This is a genomic window from Ruegeria arenilitoris, assembly GCF_013030985.1.
Classification (GTDB): Bacteria; Pseudomonadota; Alphaproteobacteria; order Rhodobacterales; family Rhodobacteraceae; genus Ruegeria; species Ruegeria arenilitoris_B.
The window spans coordinates 1,091,816-1,108,675 of sequence record NZ_WPYP01000001.1 but is presented as its reverse complement, the minus strand read 5'-3'; the positions used below and the strand labels follow the sequence as shown (position 1 = coordinate 1,108,675).

Annotated in this window: 16 protein-coding genes, 1 tRNA gene, 1 pseudogene and 1 riboswitch; of the genes and pseudogenes, 7 read left to right on the top strand and 11 right to left on the bottom strand. The window is 59.1% G+C overall.

All coding sequences use genetic code 11. From position 1 onward, the window contains the following. Position 1 precedes the first annotated feature (1 nt). The 3 genes from cobW to GOX88_RS05525 all read right to left on the bottom strand — a co-directional run bounded on the left by cobW (position 2) and on the right by GOX88_RS05525 (position 2,685). Positions 2 to 1,057, bottom strand: a complete 1,056-nt coding sequence (cobW, locus tag GOX88_RS05535) for a cobalamin biosynthesis protein CobW (RefSeq protein ID WP_170400123.1) — start codon at positions 1,055 to 1,057, stop codon at positions 2 to 4. Continuing rightward, positions 1,054 to 1,434, bottom strand: coding sequence for a DUF1636 family protein (locus tag GOX88_RS05530; RefSeq protein WP_170400121.1), 381 nt, complete (start codon positions 1,432 to 1,434; stop codon positions 1,054 to 1,056). Before GOX88_RS05530 ends, cobW begins: the two co-directional genes overlap by 4 nt. Positions 1,435 to 1,528: 94 nt before the next feature. Beyond that, a riboswitch (cobalamin riboswitch) is annotated at positions 1,529 to 1,737 on the bottom strand. A gap of 72 nt (positions 1,738 to 1,809) precedes the next feature. After that, positions 1,810 to 2,685, bottom strand: coding sequence for a LysR substrate-binding domain-containing protein (locus GOX88_RS05525; RefSeq protein WP_170400119.1), 876 nt, complete (start codon positions 2,683 to 2,685; stop codon positions 1,810 to 1,812). A gap of 103 nt (positions 2,686 to 2,788) precedes the next feature. Here GOX88_RS05525 and GOX88_RS05520 point away from each other — a divergent pair, with 103 nt between their 5' ends. Beyond that, positions 2,789 to 3,745: an NAD(P)-dependent oxidoreductase gene (locus GOX88_RS05520; RefSeq protein ID WP_170400117.1), complete on the top strand. Its 957-nt coding sequence runs from the start codon at positions 2,789 to 2,791 to the stop codon at positions 3,743 to 3,745. Positions 3,746 to 3,824: 79 nt separating this feature from the next. Here the strand turns inward: GOX88_RS05520 and GOX88_RS05515 are convergent, their stop codons facing one another. Together GOX88_RS05515 and GOX88_RS05510 are read right to left on the bottom strand one after the other, a co-directional pair. Next, on the bottom strand, positions 3,825 to 5,681 hold the full coding sequence (locus GOX88_RS05515) for an SLC13 family permease (protein WP_170400264.1): 1,857 nt from the start codon (positions 5,679 to 5,681) through the stop codon (positions 3,825 to 3,827). A 334-nt stretch (positions 5,682 to 6,015) separates the two neighbouring features. Next, positions 6,016 to 6,089: transfer RNA gene (locus GOX88_RS05510), tRNA-Cys, on the bottom strand. Positions 6,090 to 6,316: 227 nt separating this feature from the next. Here GOX88_RS05510 and GOX88_RS05505 point away from each other — a divergent pair. The 3 genes from GOX88_RS05505 to GOX88_RS05495 all read left to right on the top strand — a co-directional run bounded on the left by GOX88_RS05505 (position 6,317) and on the right by GOX88_RS05495 (position 9,318). After that, positions 6,317 to 6,970 carry a protein-L-isoaspartate O-methyltransferase family protein gene (locus tag GOX88_RS05505; RefSeq protein WP_170400115.1) on the top strand — a complete coding sequence of 218 codons (654 nt, stop codon included), beginning with the start codon at positions 6,317 to 6,319 and terminating at the stop codon, positions 6,968 to 6,970. 96 nt (positions 6,971 to 7,066) lie between these two features. Beyond that, entirely contained in the window at positions 7,067 to 8,485 is a 1,419-nt protein-coding gene (locus GOX88_RS05500) for a TolC family outer membrane protein (RefSeq protein WP_170400113.1), read from the top strand. Positions 8,486 to 8,559: 74 nt separating this feature from the next. Continuing rightward, positions 8,560 to 9,318 carry a hypothetical protein gene (locus GOX88_RS05495; protein WP_170400112.1) on the top strand — a complete coding sequence of 253 codons (759 nt, stop codon included), beginning with the start codon at positions 8,560 to 8,562 and terminating at the stop codon, positions 9,316 to 9,318. 3 nt (positions 9,319 to 9,321) lie between these two features. Here the strand turns inward: GOX88_RS05495 and GOX88_RS05490 are convergent, their stop codons facing one another. Further along, entirely contained in the window at positions 9,322 to 10,779 is a 1,458-nt protein-coding gene (locus GOX88_RS05490; protein ID WP_170400109.1) for a cobyric acid synthase, read from the bottom strand. A gap of 60 nt (positions 10,780 to 10,839) precedes the next feature. On the opposite strand from GOX88_RS05490, the gene GOX88_RS05485 reads away from it, so the two are divergent. After that, a complete protein-coding gene (locus tag GOX88_RS05485) occupies positions 10,840 to 11,409 on the top strand; it encodes a cobalamin biosynthesis protein CobQ (protein WP_170400107.1) in 570 nt (189 codons plus the stop codon). Positions 11,410 to 11,473: 64 nt separating this feature from the next. Here the strand turns inward: GOX88_RS05485 and GOX88_RS05480 are convergent, their stop codons facing one another. After that, a complete protein-coding gene (locus tag GOX88_RS05480) occupies positions 11,474 to 11,794 on the bottom strand; it encodes a DUF6280 family protein (RefSeq protein ID WP_037310273.1) in 321 nt (106 codons plus the stop codon). Between the two features lie 218 nt (positions 11,795 to 12,012). Between GOX88_RS05480 and efp the strand changes: the two genes are divergently transcribed. Next, the gene (gene efp, locus GOX88_RS05475) at positions 12,013 to 12,576 is read left to right on the top strand and encodes an elongation factor P (protein WP_170400105.1); all 564 of its coding nucleotides are present in this window, start codon (positions 12,013 to 12,015) and stop codon (positions 12,574 to 12,576) included. Between the two features lie 56 nt (positions 12,577 to 12,632). On the opposite strand, the gene GOX88_RS05470 is transcribed toward efp, so the two are convergent. Further along, positions 12,633 to 13,577 (bottom strand): ABC transporter transmembrane domain-containing protein, encoded by a 945-nt coding sequence (locus tag GOX88_RS05470; protein WP_170400103.1) that lies wholly within the window; start codon positions 13,575 to 13,577, stop codon positions 12,633 to 12,635. A gap of 106 nt (positions 13,578 to 13,683) precedes the next feature. Next, the gene (gene ygfZ, locus GOX88_RS05465; protein ID WP_170400101.1) at positions 13,684 to 14,421 is read right to left on the bottom strand and encodes a CAF17-like 4Fe-4S cluster assembly/insertion protein YgfZ; all 738 of its coding nucleotides are present in this window, start codon (positions 14,419 to 14,421) and stop codon (positions 13,684 to 13,686) included. 72 nt (positions 14,422 to 14,493) lie between these two features. Here ygfZ and GOX88_RS05460 point away from each other — a divergent pair, with 72 nt between their 5' ends. Next, positions 14,494 to 15,168, top strand: coding sequence for a TIGR04283 family arsenosugar biosynthesis glycosyltransferase (locus GOX88_RS05460; protein ID WP_170400099.1), 675 nt, complete (start codon positions 14,494 to 14,496; stop codon positions 15,166 to 15,168). 7 nt (positions 15,169 to 15,175) lie between these two features. Here the strand turns inward: GOX88_RS05460 and GOX88_RS05455 are convergent. Together GOX88_RS05455 and GOX88_RS05450 are read right to left on the bottom strand one after the other, a co-directional pair. After that, positions 15,176 to 15,922, bottom strand: a pseudogene (locus GOX88_RS05455) (hypothetical protein); the annotation flags it as partial. Positions 15,923 to 15,979: 57 nt separating this feature from the next. Beyond that, entirely contained in the window at positions 15,980 to 16,849 is an 870-nt protein-coding gene (locus GOX88_RS05450) for a MurR/RpiR family transcriptional regulator (RefSeq protein ID WP_170400097.1), read from the bottom strand. Positions 16,850 to 16,860: the final 11 nt, after the last annotated feature.

Here is a 16,860-nt window from a genome sequence, read left to right as displayed (position 1 = left end):
CTTACTCGGCGGCCTCGGTCACACTCACGAGGATATCGCGGATTGCAGCCTCTTTGATGTCGTCATGCTCGGCGATGACAACCAGACGCGAGCGGCGTTCTTCACCGGGCTCCCAAGGGCGGTCGTACTGGTGGCGGACGCGGGCCCCAACGGCCTGCACCAGCAGGCGCATCGGTTTGCCCTGAACGGCGGCATAACCTTTGACGCGCAGGATATTCAGCTCATTGGCCAGACGTTCGATATTGGCGACCAGTTCCGCCGGGTCGGTCTGTTCGGGCAGTTCGACGATGATGCTCTCGAAATCGTCATGTTCATGGTCGTGATGACCGTCGTGATGCGACGGACGTGCGTCCATGTCGTCCTCGGCTGCAGCTTCCAGACCCAGCACAACGCGCACGTCCACGGCACCTTCGGCCACTTCGACGACGGGCAGGGGGCGCGGGGCTTCGGCGGCGATGATCTCTTTGGCCTTGGCCACACCCTCGGGACCCGCCAGATCAGGCTTAGTCAGCAGGATGATATCGGCGCAGGAGATTTGATCCTCGAACACCTCGGACAGGGGCGTTTCGTGGTCGATCGAGTCATCGGCCAGACGCTGGGCGTCCACGGCCTCGACATTCGGGGCGAAGCGACCGGCGGCGACGGCTTCGGCATCGGCCAGAGCGATCACGCCGTCCACAGTGATTTTCGAGCGGATATCGGGCCAGTCGAACGCCTTCAGCAGCGGCTTGGGCAGAGCCAAGCCCGAGGTTTCGATCAGGATGTGATCGGGGCGCGGTTCCAGCGCCATCAGGGCCTCGATTGTCGGAATGAAATCATCGGCGACGGTGCAACAGATGCAGCCATTCGCCAGTTCCATGATGTTTTCAGCCGGGCAATCGGGGATGGCGCAGGATTTCAGGATGTCGCCATCGACGCCAACGTCACCGAACTCATTGACGACAACGGCCAGACGCTTGCCCTGCGGGTTCTGCATCAGGTGCTTGACCAGAGTGGTCTTGCCCGAGCCCAGAAAGCCGGTGATCACAGTGACGGGGAGTTTTTCGAGATTGCTCATTTCAGGGCTCCAATCGGGGGAATGCGGGCCGCACAGTTTTTGCGGAAATGTTCGGGGCGTTCGCGCCATTTGACCAGGCCGTCCTCGGTCGCGAGGTACTTGGTGGCACCTTCGACAATGGTTTCGACATGGTCGTTTTCGTTGAGGTGTTCGTAGACAAAGGTCCAGCGATCCGGCCCACCGCGCAGCACGATGGAGCAGCCTTCATCACAGTTCGACAGGCATTCCACGGCTTTCAGCGTGATGCCCTCGGGCAGATCCGCTTGTTCCAAAGCTTTGTGAAGCAAAGTGCCGGGCCGTTGCGCGTCGTCCTCAACAGGTAAACCGCGGCGGCACGTGGTACAGACCAGCAGCTCGACTGGTGCGGTCTCGGTCATGTCTCTCATCCCCCCAAATCCTCATTGCGGGGGACGGGGTTTCATGCGGGCCACGTGTTGCGACATGGACCCGACACCGGAACACCCCGCCCGGTTTCATCTTCGGGTGCTGGCAGGTCTCCCGGCTTGCGGATGTCAGAGGCGAGCCTCTGTCGGATGTCCCGCCTTCCCGGCCTTTTGGGCCAGTGGCTTTGGGCACCCTCTCCGGTCACGGTCGCGGGGGCGGCTGCGTTTGACGGATAACCGCTGACGCATTCCCTTTTCATCCATCCGGGGATGGACACCAACGCAAGCGACATGCGGCACGGGCAGGGGGGTTGTCAAGCGTGAGACATGGCCGGAAACCCCCAAGGACGGAAAAGCGACCAGCCTATGTCAATCAGCGGCATCAGTTGCCAGCCGATCCCGCAACCAGGCGCAAAACAAACCCGCCGCGGCCGTGGGCTGCGCAGCCCGCTGGGCGCTGACCAGGTAATGCGACTGGGCAAAGGGAATCGCCGGACCAGCAATCGCAATCGGCGCGCCCTGCCGGATCGCGTTTTGGGCGAACCGTTCCAGGATCGTTGCATACCCCGCTCCGGCCATCACAAGTTGCAGCGCCGCCACGGTGGTATCTACCGAATGCCGGGGTGGCTGGTCTGGTGGCGCAATTCCTTGGGCCTGAAAATACCGCGCCCAGTTGTCTTCATATCCTAGGATGTGAATCAGCGGCCCCTTGTTCAATTTTGGCGAACCGACCCCCGCCCGACAGACCGGGACCAGCTTTTCATCGGTGAGTTTTTCTGACCGCACCCCCGGCCAGTCGCCATAACCCAGTCGGATTTCCACATCCACGTCACCAGGTGTCCCGCTGTCGTTCCAGATATGCGAGACCAGACGGACAGGAATGTCCGGATGCCGGGCAGAGAAGCCCGGCAGTTCGGCAGCCACCCAGTATGTCGCGGTCGAAATCGCGGCCCGGATGGTCAGGGTTTGCCGTGAGGCCGGGCCAAACAGACTGTTGGTGGACAGCGCGATATCTGACAACGCGCGCCGCACCGTCAGAGAGTAGGATTGCCCCAGCTCGGTCAACTCCAGCCGCCGTGCATTTCGGGTGAACAGCTTTTGCCCCAACTCGGCCTCGAGGGACCGAATATGCAGCGAGACCGCTGTCTGCGTCAGGCCAAGCTCTTGCGCGGCTGTGGTGAAATTCAGGTGGCGCGCGGCGGATTCGAAGCTGCGCAGCCAAGCGGGGTTTGGAAGGCGATCCATCTACCACCAAAAAAAATTGCCCATAACTGTCCTTATTATTCATTTTTGTTTCCGACAGGCAACAGGTTTACTCGGCGCAAACAGCGACCTTCGGGAGGGTAAAATGAAAGTCGGATTTATCGGTTTGGGAAATGTCGGCGGCAAGCTGTCGGGCTCGCTGCTGCGCAACGGAATTGATCTGACGGTTCACGACCTCAACCCCGATCTGGTGGCCGAATTCGTGGCCCAAGGCGCGAAAGCGGCCGAAAACCCTGCCCAGATGATGCGGGAATGCGATGCGGTCATCACCTGTTTGCCGTCCCCCGCGGCCTCGGATGCCGTAATGCAGCAGATGCTGCCCGAGGTCGCGCCGGGCAAAATCTGGATGGAGATGTCGACCACGGATGAGGCCGAAGTCAAACGCCTTGGCGCAGAAGTGATAGAACGCGGCGGCGCAGCGGTCGACTGCCCTGTTTCGGGCGGTTGCCATCGCGCGGCAACAGGCAATATCTCGATTTTCGCAGGATGTGATCGCGAGACCTTTGAGCGAATTCTGCCGTTTCTGACCACGATGGGGCGGCGCGTACTGCATACAGGCGACCTAGGTTCGGCCTCGGTCTTGAAGGTGATGACCAACTATCTTGCGACCGCCAACTTGATTACCTGCGCCGAGGCGCTGGTTACGGCAAAGGCGGCGGGAATGGATTTGAACACAACGTACGAGGCGATAAAAATCTCGTCCGGCACATCCTTTGTGCATGAAACGGAAAGCCAGGTCATACTAAACGGCTCGCGTGATATTTCCTTCACCATGGATTTGGTGAAAAAGGATATCGGTCTGTTTCAGGAGGTTGCCGATCGCGCCGGGGTACCACTGGAGATGAACCCGGTGATGATCAAGATCTTTGAAGATGGTATTGCCCGGTATGGAGATCGCGAGCTGTCGCCAAATATCATCAAACGTCTGGAAGAGGCGACAGGTCTGGACATCACTGCCCCCGGTTTTCCAACTGAAATGGCCGATGATGAACCGGAAGAGCCGGGGTACGAGGTTGTTCCGCAAGGCCGGGGTGCGGCCTAAGGGCCAGCCCGAGCTTTCTACCGCAAAGTGTTTGGTAGTCGGGGCGCGCCGGTCCAAAAAAGCCGCCCCGATTGTCGCGCTAATACAATACGTTGATCATCACCAGCGAAACGACCAGGAACAGAATGGTCATGATGCCGCCTGAGCGTACGAAATCCATGACCTTGTAACCTGCCGGGCCCATGATCAACGCGTTGACCTGATGGGTCGGGATTATGAAACTGTTCGAGGTGGAGATGGCAACCGTAAGAGCAAAGACAGCTGGGTTTCCGCCTGCCGCAACCGCAATTGATACGGCCAGTGGCACGAGCAGGACCGTGGCACCAACATTCGACATGACCAATGAAAAGGCAGTTGCCAGAATGGCTATGCCGGTTTGAAGCGACCAAAGCGGCCAACCGTCCAGAATGACCATGATCTGCTGCGCGATCCATGCGGCTGTGCCGGTGTTTTGCACGGCCTGTCCCAAAGGTATGAGGCAGGCAAGTAAGAAAACCGTGTTCCATCCCACAGCGCGATATGCTTCATCCACACTGAGCACGCGGGTTAACATCATACCCGCCGCCCCGGTAAGAAGACACAGCGAAAGACGCACGTCCGTAAACAGGATCAAGGACAGTGAAATCGCGAAAAAGGCCAGAGCCCACCCGACTTTCTGCGGTCTCAGCTCGTTCTGCGGAAAATCGGAGGTTACGACAACGAAATCCGGATCGCGTGTGATCCGCATCAGGTTGTCCCATCGGGTATGCGCGACAAGCATGTCACCTGCGTGGAACTTTTCCAGCCCAATCTGAGTGGACTTGTGATCTTCCGTCTCTACATGGCTGAGCGTTTCCTCTCCACGGTGAATGGCAAGAAGCGACATGCCGTAAGTCTTGCGGAACAAAAGCTCACGCGGACACTTTCCAATCAATTTGCTGTCCGGAGTGATGACCACTTCGGCGACGCCTGCATTGGTGGGCGCGAACTCTTCAACGAAAACATCGAGATCAGGAAGAACGGTCAAACCGAACTTTTTTGCAAACTGCTCGACTTCCCAACCTCGTCCGACAATAGCCAGCCGACACGGAGCCGCGATTTCCGCGGTCAGAACCTGAACCATCGAGGTTTTGCCGCGGTAGAAAGTTGAAATGATGTAGAGGTGGTTCTCGTGGTTGATCTCGGCAAGAATCTGCCCCACCAACGGGCTGTCCGCAGGCACGACAACTTCGAACACATCCGCCTTTAGCCCGTAGACTCGCTGCAGGTACTCCTGAGTTCCCTGACCGGTGCCCGTATTGTCTTCCCCTTCGGCTGCGGGCAGAACCCAGCGCCCCAGCAACAAAAAATATCCGATGCCTGTGAGGATCAGTACCGCCCCAATCGGTGTTACCGAGAACAGACCGAAAGGTTGCATTTTCTGAGAGTCGGGTAAGCCGTCATTCGCTGTTTGGATCAGGTCGTTGAGCAAGATCAGCGGGGATGATCCGACCATCGTCATCGTTCCGCCAAGAATGGCGCAAAACCCCATCGGCATAAGCAGGCGCGACAGCGGAATTCCGGATCTCGAGGATATGCGGCTGACAACCGGCAGGAACAATGCGGCAGCGCCGACGTTTTGCATGAACGACGAAATAACGCCAACGGTTCCGGAAATGATCGGCAGCACACGGTTTTCCGACTTGCCACCGTATTTCAGAATGATGGCCGCAACCTTGTTCATGATGCCGGTTTTGTCCAGGCCTGCGCCGACAATCATGACCGCGATGATCGAGATGACCGCATTGGAAGCGAACCCATCAAACAGCCGTGGGACATCCGCCAGATTTTCGAGTCCGGGTGCGTAGCTGAGCAGGCCGACGAGTACCAGAACCAATATGGCGGAAAGGTCGATTCTGACGACCTCGGACACGAACAGGAAAACGGTGAAAGCGAGAAGGGCACAGACGACCCCCATCTCGAAGGTAAAGGATATGTGTTCCACAATACGCCCAGAACTTTTACTTTTCTTGAATAAACACCTAATTCATCCCGGCTGCATTGTCATGAAGTTTCGTTTTCAACCCCCGTGGGGACATTATATTTCCCACTTGGCCGCAAGCGGTTGGGGTGAAAGCGGCGCTGCGCTGAACAAAAAACGTTGGGATGCTTGACCGCATCCGTGGTGCGAATTCCGGCCCACTAAGTTACCCGGATACCTGAATGCGGTAAAAAATAAGTAAGAGCAGAGCCACACTAAGCGAGCCCTAAAAACCTTTGCACGCACGATGCTATCGATTTCTGAGAGAGCTTGGAGGCGAGTACCGGAATCGAACCGGTGTACACGGATTTGCAATCCGCTGCGTCACCACTCCGCCAACTCGCCTTTTCAAGTAAAATCAAATACTTGCTGTGGTGTGGCCGGCGTTTTACCACCTTTCGTCAGGGGCGTCCAGTGGGTTGATTAGAAAAATCCGTTCCCGTGAGCAGGGACCTGACGCGGTGCGACACCAAGTTCCTGCGATCCAGCCAAACTTTAACGCAACAGCCGTTGCCGGTTTCGTCTGGATATGGCACAAGCCGGACATACTTGGGACTAACATGAGCGATCCAATGACAGATTTCGCAACCCGGCGCCGCACGATGGTTGATACGCAGGTCCGACCCTCGGATGTCACGAAATTCCCTATCATTGACGCCATGTTGACCGTCCAGAGAGAGAACTTTGTGCCAGATTCTCAGCGCGAGGCAGCCTACGCCGAAGGCGTGATCGATCTGGGGAACGGGCGCTGCCTGCTGGAACCCCGGACCCTGGCCAAGATGCTGGACGTGCTGAACATCTCGAATGACGAAGTTGTTTTGGATATCGCCCCCGCGATGGGATATTCCACCGCTATTGCGGCGCGCATGGCGCAGCTGGTGGTGGCCGTTGAAGAGGACGAAGCCCTCGCCGCCGAAGCGCAGACGATCCTGATGGAGGCAGAGGCCGACAACGCGATCGTGCATGTCGGCCCGCTGGAGCAGGGCGCGACCGAGCATGGCCCCTATGACGTCATCATGATTCAGGGCGGGGTCGAGCAGGTGCCCGAGGCGCTGATCGCGCAGCTCAAGGACCACGGCCGCATTGCCTGCCTTTTCGTGGAAGGAGAGCTTGGCACAGTCCGGATTGGGCACAAATCCAGCGGGCGGGTGACCTGGCGTCATGCCTTCAATGCCAACGCCCCGGTTTTACAAGCCTTTTGCGCAGAGTGTGCATTTTCGCTATAATTCCTTCTCATATTATTCTGTTGCCTTGATTAGTTGAAAACAAACGCGCAAACTGCACTCAGGGCAGCGTAATTTTGGTTTGAGAAGGATTTCGTTATGCGTTCACGGACGGGGGGGAAGTTTGTAAAGGCATTGGCACTAACAGCGGGAATCGCGCTGAGTGCCTTGCCGGGACGTGCGGTTTGGGCGGACAACCTGACCGACGCGTTTATCGGGGCTTATAACACCAGCGGCTTGCTGGAACAGAACCGCGCGTTGCTACGTGCGGCTGATGAAGATGTAGCGATCGCGCTTTCGGCGCTTCGCCCAATCATTAACTGGGCGGTCGAAGTCAGCCAGGACTATACGCGGTCCTCAACGGATGTTGGCGTGGTCAGGAATGAACCAGCCAACTTTTTCACCGGTCTCACGCTGAGCCAGCTGATCTATGACGGCGGCTTCTCGGTCTTGGGCAAGCAATCGGCGCAGGAAACGGTTCTGGCAACGCGTCAGACCCTGCTGGATGTCGAACAGCAGGTCCTGTTCCGCGGCCTGAACGCCTATCTGGGTGTTCTTTTGCAGGAAGAGACCGTGCAGATTCGCCTGAACAACGTCGATGTGTCGGCCGAGGAACTGCGGGCCTCGCAGGACCGCTTCGATGTAGGTGAGGTGACCCGGACGGACGTCGCACTGTCCGAGGCACAGCTGGCAAGCTCGCAAGCGGACCTCGCCGTTGCGCGTGGTAACCTGAGCATTGCGCAGGCGGAATATGTCAACGCCGTCGGTAAAGGTCCCGGGCGCACAGCCGGACAGCCGAGCCTGCCGAATCTGCCACGGTCCGAAGCCGAGGCCGTCAGCCTCGCGCAGCGCAACCACCCGGCCATCCAGGCAGCGCAGCATCAGGTGCGTGCGCTTGATCTGTTCGTGCAGCAGCAGCGTGCCAATCTGGGTCCGAATGTCAGGCTGAACGCCGACGCAGGTATCCGCGAGAGCTATGACAACGATGACAGCCTCGAAGATGCAACCATCGCACTGCGCTTCGAACAGCCGATTTATGCGGGTGGTCGTCTGGCAGCCACGGTACGCCGGGCAATGGCTACGCGGGACGCGTCGCGTGCCAACCTGTTGAACGTGCAGAAAGACATCACCCAAGGTGTCGCCGACGCCTATGCTGCATTCCAGGCCGCGACGGCCAGCCTGAGGGCATCGACCGAACGGGTCCGCGCCTCGCAGGTTGCGTTTGACGGTATCCGGGAAGAGGCAACACTGGGCGCGCGGACAACTCTGGACGTGCTGAACGCCCAGCAGGACCTGCTGGACGCGCAATTGGCCGAGGTTGCATCGCGCACAGAACGGTCTCGCGCGGCGTATCAGCTGCTGCAGGCACAGGGTCTGCTGACAGCGGAACGCTTGGGTCTGGCCGTTCAGATCTATGATCCGACGCTCTACTACAACCTGGTGAAGAAGGCTCCGGCCCAGATCAGCAGGCAGAGCAAGGACCTGGATCGCGTTCTCAAAGCGTTGCGTCGCGACTAAGGGCCAATACTACCTGTTGTGAGGTTCGGTTTGTTTGGCTACACTCGATCCTGAGGATAGAGCGGTAGAGAACAATGACGGACAAAGTCGTAAAAGCGGGAATCGAGGACGTCCTGTCCTCGATTAAACGTCTGGTCAGCGAAGATGACCGAAAAGCGTCGGGTGTGATAACACCGACCATCGCACGAAAGCCCAACAGACTGGTTCTGACTGACGCGTTGCGAGTCAATGAACCGGCGGTGCCAAAGCAGCCTCAGCCTGAAAAGAAGGAGACGGCCTATAAGGCCGAGGATTCCGTCAAGCCGATGCTTCTGCGGGCTTGCGATATTGTCAAACATGCGGAACCTGCCGTCGAACAGAAAGCAATCGCAGAGACCGAGGACGAGGACGGCCTTGCCGGCAGCCTGAGCGCCAAGATCGAAGCGCTGGAAGCGGCGATTGCCCGCACCGAGGACCAGTGGGAGCCGGACGGAGACAGCGATGACGCCTATTCCGGCACGCCAAACAAGATTTTGGAGTGGCATGCTGAAGACGAGTTTATTGTCTCGCAAAGTTCCAGTGTATCGGAAACTGCGCCAGAACAACCTCAGTCTGACGTCAAAGCGACATTCATTCGCGATCCCGGATCGTCCCCTGCCGCGCCGGCTCAGCCAGCTGAACCGGAGGTGAATGACGCATCTTTGGCGATGAACGAGGATGCGTTGCGTGACCTGATCGCTCAGGTGGTTCGCGAAGAACTGCAGGGCGTTCTGGGCCAGCGCATCACCCGCAATGTCCGCAAGATGGTGCGGCGCGAGATCTACCGGGCTCTGGCCGAACGGGAACTGGACTAGGCCTCAGGGCCGTTTCGGCGGCCGGGCCAGGTCCAGCAGGAGGTCCAGATCCATGTGCCGTTCCAGATGGTCCGCCAGCGCGTCCAGCGTTTCCTCAACCCCATCCTCATATGACAGGTCCGAGGTCGCGCCCAGCTGTTCCAGATAGCGGGCGCGGAATGTGTCGGATGAGAAAATACCGTGCAGATAGCTGCCCCGAATGCGGCTGGTCTGGTCCGCAGCGCCTTCGGGGCGGTTTTCAATCTCAAGCCAGGCGCGATCACAATCGGGACCTTCGGTCCGGCCCATGTGAATCTCATATCCGGTGACCGGTTCGCTTTCGGGAACGGTTCGCGCCGTGCGCAGAGTGACCTGTTTTTCACCAGCCATAGTGGTGGTTACATCCAGCAGCCCCAACCCTTCAACCGTGCCCGGACGGCCGTCCACGCCATCGGGATCGGCAATGGTTTTGCCCAGCATCTGATAGCCACCGCACAAGCCCAGCACATGGCCGCCCCGGCGGACATGGGCGTACAGGTCGATATCCCAGCCCTGCGCCCGGAAATAGGTCAGATCGCCGATTGTGGACTTGCTGCCGGGCAGCAGCACGAGGTCGGCATCGCCGGGCAGGGGGCGCCCGGCGGGGACGATCTCGACCGTGACACCGGGCTCGGCGGACAACGGATCGAGATCGTCGAAATTGGCCATGCGTTCCAGCTGCGGTACGACAACCTTGCAGGCCCCGCCACTGTGGGACCGGATGTCCATCATATCCTCGGCAGGCAGTTTCCAGGCGTCGTGGAACCACGGTACAACGCCCAGACAAGGCCAGCCGGTGCGCGCGGCAATGTCATCGCGCCCCTCGTCGAACAGCGAGACATCCCCCTTGAACCGATTGACGGCAAAGCCACGGATCATCTCCAGATCACCGGTCTCCAAAACTGCCTGCGTGCCTACGATCTGAGCGATCACGCCACCGCGGTGGATATCGCCGACCAGTACGACCGGCACGTTTGCCGCGCAGGCGAAGCCCATATTGGCGATGTCACCCTTGCGCAGATTGGTCTCGGCCGGGCTGCCGGCACCCTCGATCAGCACCAGATCGGCGTCGTCGCACAGCCGGTCAAAGCTCTCCAACGCGGCACCCAGCAGCTTGGATTTGTCCTTGCGGTAATCGCCCGCCTTCATCGTGCCCGCGCGTTGGCCATGAACGATGATCTGCGCACCTGTGTCGGTTTCCGGCTTCAACAGGATCGGGTTCATATCCGTGTGAGTAGGACGCATGGCAGCGCGTGCCTGCAGGGCCTGTGCGCGGCCAATCTCACCCCCGTTTTCGGTTACGGCGGCATTGTTGGACATGTTCTGCGGCTTGAACGGAGCCACTTTCAGCCCGCGCCGCGTATAGGCGCGTGCCAGCCCGGCGACCAAAACCGATTTGCCGACATTGCTGCCGGTGCCCTGAATCATGATGGCACGAACCATAGCCGTCTCCTATACGTTGACGCGCAAATGACCTGATTTGAACCCAAAGGGAAAGCCCGGATGAACACGCCCGCGCATCTTTTGATCGGTGCCGCCGCTTTTGCGCGGCCAGCGCGGGGGCGAATCCTGGCGGCGGCTGTGCTGGGGTCGTTGCTGCCCGATCTTTCGCTGTACGTGATGGCCGGCGTTTCGTTGTTCGTGCTGGGCATTCCCGAGCAGGTGGTGTTCGACCAGCTTTACTTTTCACCCGCTTGGCAGACGGTATTTGCCATCGACAACTCGTTCATCTTATGGGGGCTGGCGCTGTGGGTTGGCCTGTGGTGCCGGTGGCAATTCCTGACGGTGGCTGCGTCCGCTGGCCTTCTGCATCTGGCGATGGATTTCCTGCTGCACGCGGGTGACGGACGGTCGCAATTCTGGCCGCTGAGCGATTGGGTCTTTCACAGCCCGGTCAGCTATTGGGACAGCACTCATTACGCCCTTTGGGTCGCGCCGGTTTCAATCGCGGTTTGCACGGGGGCCTATGTAGTGCTGTGGAGCAGGGGCTTGTCCCTGACCGCAAAACTGTTCTTTGCTGCCCTGTTGGGGGCCGAAATCTGGGTGGCCCGTCAATGGCTGTTGTTTTTTTGACCGGGCAAAGAAAAACGCGCCCCGGTGTTCGTAGGCGCGCTTTTTCCTTCAGAAGTCGCTTGATTTATGCGGCTTCTGCCTGCTGAGCGGCATTGCGGCGCTCGCTTTCTTCACGCGACAGCGCAACCGAGGTCCGCACGCCACGACCAACGAACTCCATCAGTCCGCTGACAACCCGTTCGTTCGGGTCAATACCCGCGCAGGACAGCACTTCGCGACCATCGCGCGAACGTGCCCAGCGGGCGATCTGTTCGGGGCCATTGCCGTATTTCTTGTCATCGGCGATAGCGTCATCAAGTGCAGCCAACACAACGGCCGCGAAAAGTTTGCGTGCACGATTGCCTTGCTCATTGTTAAAGGCAGTGCCGTCAACGAAATCTCTCATCTCGTCTTCCTTGTTGTTCTTGCTCTTGCATTTTCGGCGTGACGGTCCTTATGACCTATTCAACGTGATTCGGATACAGCTAAAATGCATAGTTGCGTTGCGTCATGTGCATGGCTCGCTGCAAGTGCAGCACAAGGTCTCGTTGTCTTGTCAGGTGTTGTCCTGCCAGATATAGGGACGGGAACTGACGCATCAACCGTTTGTGAAGGATTTATGTAATGCCCAAGATAAATGGGAACGAAATTCGCCCCGGCAATGTGCTTGAGCATAACGACGGGCTGTGGGCCGCAGTTAAAGTTGACCACGTAAAGCCCGGTAAAGGCGGCGCTTTCGCGCAGGTCGAACTGCGCAATCTGCGCAATGGCTCGAAGCTGAACGAGCGCTTCCGCTCGGCGGACAAGGTAGAACGCGTGCGCCTTGAGCAGAAGGATCAGCAGTTCCTTTACGAATCCGACGGCATGCTGGTGTTCATGGATTCCGAGACCTACGAACAGATCGAACTGCCCGCTGCACTGCTGGGCGAACGCCGCCCGTTTCTGCAGGACGGCATGACCATCGTCGTCGAATTCTATGAATCCGAGGCGCTGAACGCCACGCTGCCGCAAAAAGTAACCTGCAAGATCGTCGAGACCGAGCCGGTCGTCAAAGGCCAGACCGCTGCGAACTCGTTCAAGCCGGCTATTCTGGACAACGGCGTTAAGGTCATGGTGCCGCCGTTCATCGGCCAGGATGAGATGATCGTGGTGAACACCGAGACCATGGAATACTCCGAGCGCGCGTAACTCAGCGTCTGCTCGAGACAGAAAAGACCGCGCAGGCACCCGCCGCGCGGTCTTTTTTAATGCCGGATCTTCAGATTCCGATAGCGTTCCGGGTGGGGACCGAAGAGTTCCAGCATCAACTCGTATTTGATACGGTTGGCGCTGACTTGCCGGTAAAAGGCGATCAGAAAGGCGGTTGGGCCCTGAATGCGGCTGAGGCCGCTGGTGGCCGCAACCACAGTGCCGACATCTGTTTTTCCGTTCAGAACCAGATAGCCACCCAGCATCAGAACGCCGACCGTACCCGCGCCGTTGATGACGCTCAGCAGGAATTTCGCTGACAGTTTCCACAGGAACATGTGACGCCGGGTTTCAAAGATATCGTCGAACTGGGCGTCAACATCGCGTGCCACATCGTTGATATCTTCGATCGTCAGCTTGTCGGTGGCGCTGCGCAGAATGCGAACACGCTCGGCCACGAAGATGTTCACCTTGCGTTGTGAGATCAGCACGATGACGATCTGCGGAACGATCATAGATAGGGCGATCATGCCTAACCCGGGTTGGGTTGACGAGATATAGCCTATCACGCTGATCAGCGTGCCGATCTGCACCACAGGGTCCGAGAACGCGCCCCCGGCGAACTTGCCCAGTTCTTCGGCCTCGGCCGAGATGGCGGTGGTCATTGTGCCCTTGCGGACGGATTCCCCAGTTTCATGCAAGTCCGACGCACGGACCAGCAGCCGCTGGCGGATCATGCGGATCATGTCCTCGCCCAGCGTGCCCGCGCGAAAGCCCAGCAACCATTTCAGGGCGAGGCTCAGCAGGATGACTGACATCATGCCTGTGCCCAGATAGATCAGCCGTTCCGTGCTGATGTCATCAGAGGTGAGGTGGTTGATGATATCGCGCTGAAACTCTAGCGGGACCGCCGCCAGACCCGCGATGGCGATGGACAGGATAATAAGGATAATCTGCCGACCGGCGCTGGCGCGCCAGATCGCTCTGTACAGCTTAAACATAGACGCATCCGGGTCTTTGAACTGGCGCCAGTGTGGCAGCGCCATGGGGCTTGTACAAACGGTGCGGCGCTGCTTGGCACCTCAGCCGTGCTGGAATAGCAACATGTTACGTTGTTAGAATGACCGTTGCCCCATCGGCCTGCATTTCGCCGGTCGCGCGGTCAAGGCGCAGATAGGCGATCCCCTGGCCATTCGACTGGGTGAACAATGTGCCCGCCGGTTTGCCGCCAGAAAGGATCTCGGTTCCGACCGGGGCAGAGCCTTCAACGCTGACGCTGCGCAGCCCTTTGCGCAATTCGGTCTTGTGCTTCATCCGTGCGGTGACTTCCTGCCCGACATAGCAGCCTTTTTTGAAATCGACGCCATTCAGGGCCTCGAAGCCAGATTCAAGGATATAGCTGTCGGGCGTCAGCTCGATGCCGGTTTCCGGGATGCAGTGCTGCACGCGGATGGCGTCCCAATCGGTGCCGTCGTCGGTTTCGCCTTCGGGAGTATAGGCCCGCCAGCCCATATCCGTGTGGCGCGGGTCGGGCAGGGCGCCATCGGGCGCAGGGCCCGTGCCGCGCTGCAGGTTCAGGCCGCTGTCCTCGATCGCAACATCGGCGCGCAGTTTGTACATGCTCAGCCGTTTGACGAAGCCGTCGGCGATCTCGTCGGCGACATCCAGCAGGATCGAGTCACCGTCGCGTTTCAGAAAGAAATCCGCCAGATACTTGCCCTGAGGGGTCAGCAAGGCCGCATAGACCAACCCGTTGTCCAGCCCGGCAATATCATTGGTCACCAGCCCCTGAAGAAAGCTGTCAGTGTCCGAACCACTAAGGCGCAGAATACGGCGATTGGGCATGGGTGGTCCTCGTCATTTCCCTCGGTCCCGTGATATAGGAGTTCCCGTCGCCATGACCAGAGGGTATCCGCCTTGCCAGCACCGATCAGCATCGTCATCCCGACCCTGAACGCGGGCGAGGCCCTGTCGGACTCCCTGCCAGCGCTGATGGAGGGACTGCACACGGGGTTGATCCGCGAGTTGATCGTCACCGATGGCGGATCGACCGATCTGACGCTTGAAATCGCGGATGAGGCGGGGGCCGAGATCGTCACCGGCGCGCCTTCTCGAGGGGGGCAGTTGCGGCGGGGCTGTGCCGAGGCCAAAGGTGAGTGGTTGCTGATCCTGCACGCCGATACCGTATTGCAGGACGGCTGGAGCAAAGAGGTGGGGGAACACCTCGCCACTGGGAAGCCGGCGGCTTTTCGTTTGGCCTTTGGGGCAAAAGGGTTCGGGCCAACTTGGGTCGCGGGATGGGCCAATCTGCGCAGCCGGGTGTTTGGTCTGCCTTACGGGGATCAGGGCCTGCTGGTGCCGCGTTCTTTGTATGAGGATGTCGGAGGTTACCAGGATCAGCCGCTGATGGAGGACGTGGCGCTGGTACGTGCCTTGCCCGGCATCACCCTGTTGAAAACGCGCGCGGTTACGAGTGCGGACCGCTATGCGCGGACGGGGTGGTTGCGTCGGGGGGCTCGGAATCTGTGGACTCTGACCCGGTACTTTCTTGGGGCCGATCCGGAGCAGTTGGTGCAGGCGTATCGGCGCTGAGGGCTGTGCGCAGCTCGACCACGGATTTACCCAGACGGAACGGCGCGGCAAAGCTGACCAGACACAGGGCAATGATCTGCAGCACCAGAATATGGGCGTTGGCCTGCAGGTATTCCCATTCGTCCTTCAGCTTACCAACCTGTTCGACCAGATCATCATAGCTTTGCGCCAGGATCAGATAATCTCCGGCGATCGCAGGTACTTTGCGACGCATGTTGTCGATGGCGGCCTGAGTTTTGTCGTCCAGCGTAGTGAAGACCAGAAACTGGTCGATATTGAAAGCGTCGGCCTTGGCGGCCATCTGGTCCATCTCGTCTTTTTCCTGTCGCCCGAACAGGAAATGCAGCCCTTGCAGCGGGGCGACTTCATTGGTCACGGCGATGAACAGGGGCAGGTCGGCATTGCTGGCGGTTGAGGCGGACAGGAACTCGACCCTATCGCACAATACGGCGGTGTCGGGGTCATAGGCCGGATCACAGAACCGCAGACGAAACCGCGCCGCGTCGCGATCAAAGGCCAGTGATGCCGCATAGGCCACGTCGATCTGCCGATCCAGCCGCGAACTGTCCGACGTATATAGCCCCGCCAGAACGGCCACCAGAGCACCGATACCACCCAGAACGACCCAGACAAGATCCGCCAGCTTCCATGCCCGGTGCCCCGCCGGTTTGCGAAACAGAAAGGCGGTGCCAATGGACCCGATCAAAAAAAACAGGATCAGCAGCGGTAACTGGTTTTCGGTCACAAATGTCATGACACCAAAGTGACCACCTGCCAGCGTGCTGGCAACACTCCTCACGGGCAGTTGTAGTTAAGAGCCAGAGCTTTGGCCGAATTTCCGGAACAGCTTGGTGCGGTCAAAGGCCTGTTCCAGTTCAGCGGTGCGCTCCTTGACAGAATCCCACAACCGTTCTTGCACCTCGGCGATGACGCATTCCATCAGCACCATAATCGACGCCATCGAATCCCACGCGGACGGCACCGCGATACGGGCCGCAAATGTGTGTTTGGCCAGCCGGTGAATGGGCGAGCGCCACTGGTCGGTGAACAGCACGATCTCGGCCTCGCGCTCCTGACAGAGCTGCCCGATCAACATGGTCGAGTTCTCATAGCGCCGCACATCCAGCGCAATCAGTACGTCATCCTTGCGCACATCCAGCAGATCGTGGGTCCATGAGGCCGCAAAGGGCAGCATCCGCACATCTGGGCGGATCATCTGCAGGTGCAGATAGAGATACTGCGCCAGCGCGCCGGTGATACGCCCTCCGGTGATGAAAATGCGCCGGTTGGGATCGCAGAGCAGGTTGCAGAAACTGTCGAACTCCTCGGGGTCGACCTCATCAATGGTGCGTTTCTGGTTGGCCAGCGCCTGCTGGGAATAACGGTTCAGGATATGCTCTTCCGGCAGGTCGTTCTGCCAGACGTCGCGCTTGGCAGCAGGTCCCGAGATCATCTCTTTGACCTCACCCCGCAAGGCCGCTTGGAACTGTGGATAGCCGCCAAACCCGGTCTTTTGCAGCATCCGCGCGACCGTTGTGGTCGAGACCGATGCCGCGCTGGCCAGCTCGGTAATGCTGCCAAGGCCCGCCATGGGGTAGTCGTCCAGCAGGACGCTGATCAGTTGCCGTTCAGACGGGGTCATCTTGTCCCGATGGGCCAGCAGCCTGTCCGTTACCCGCACCTATGGGTCCT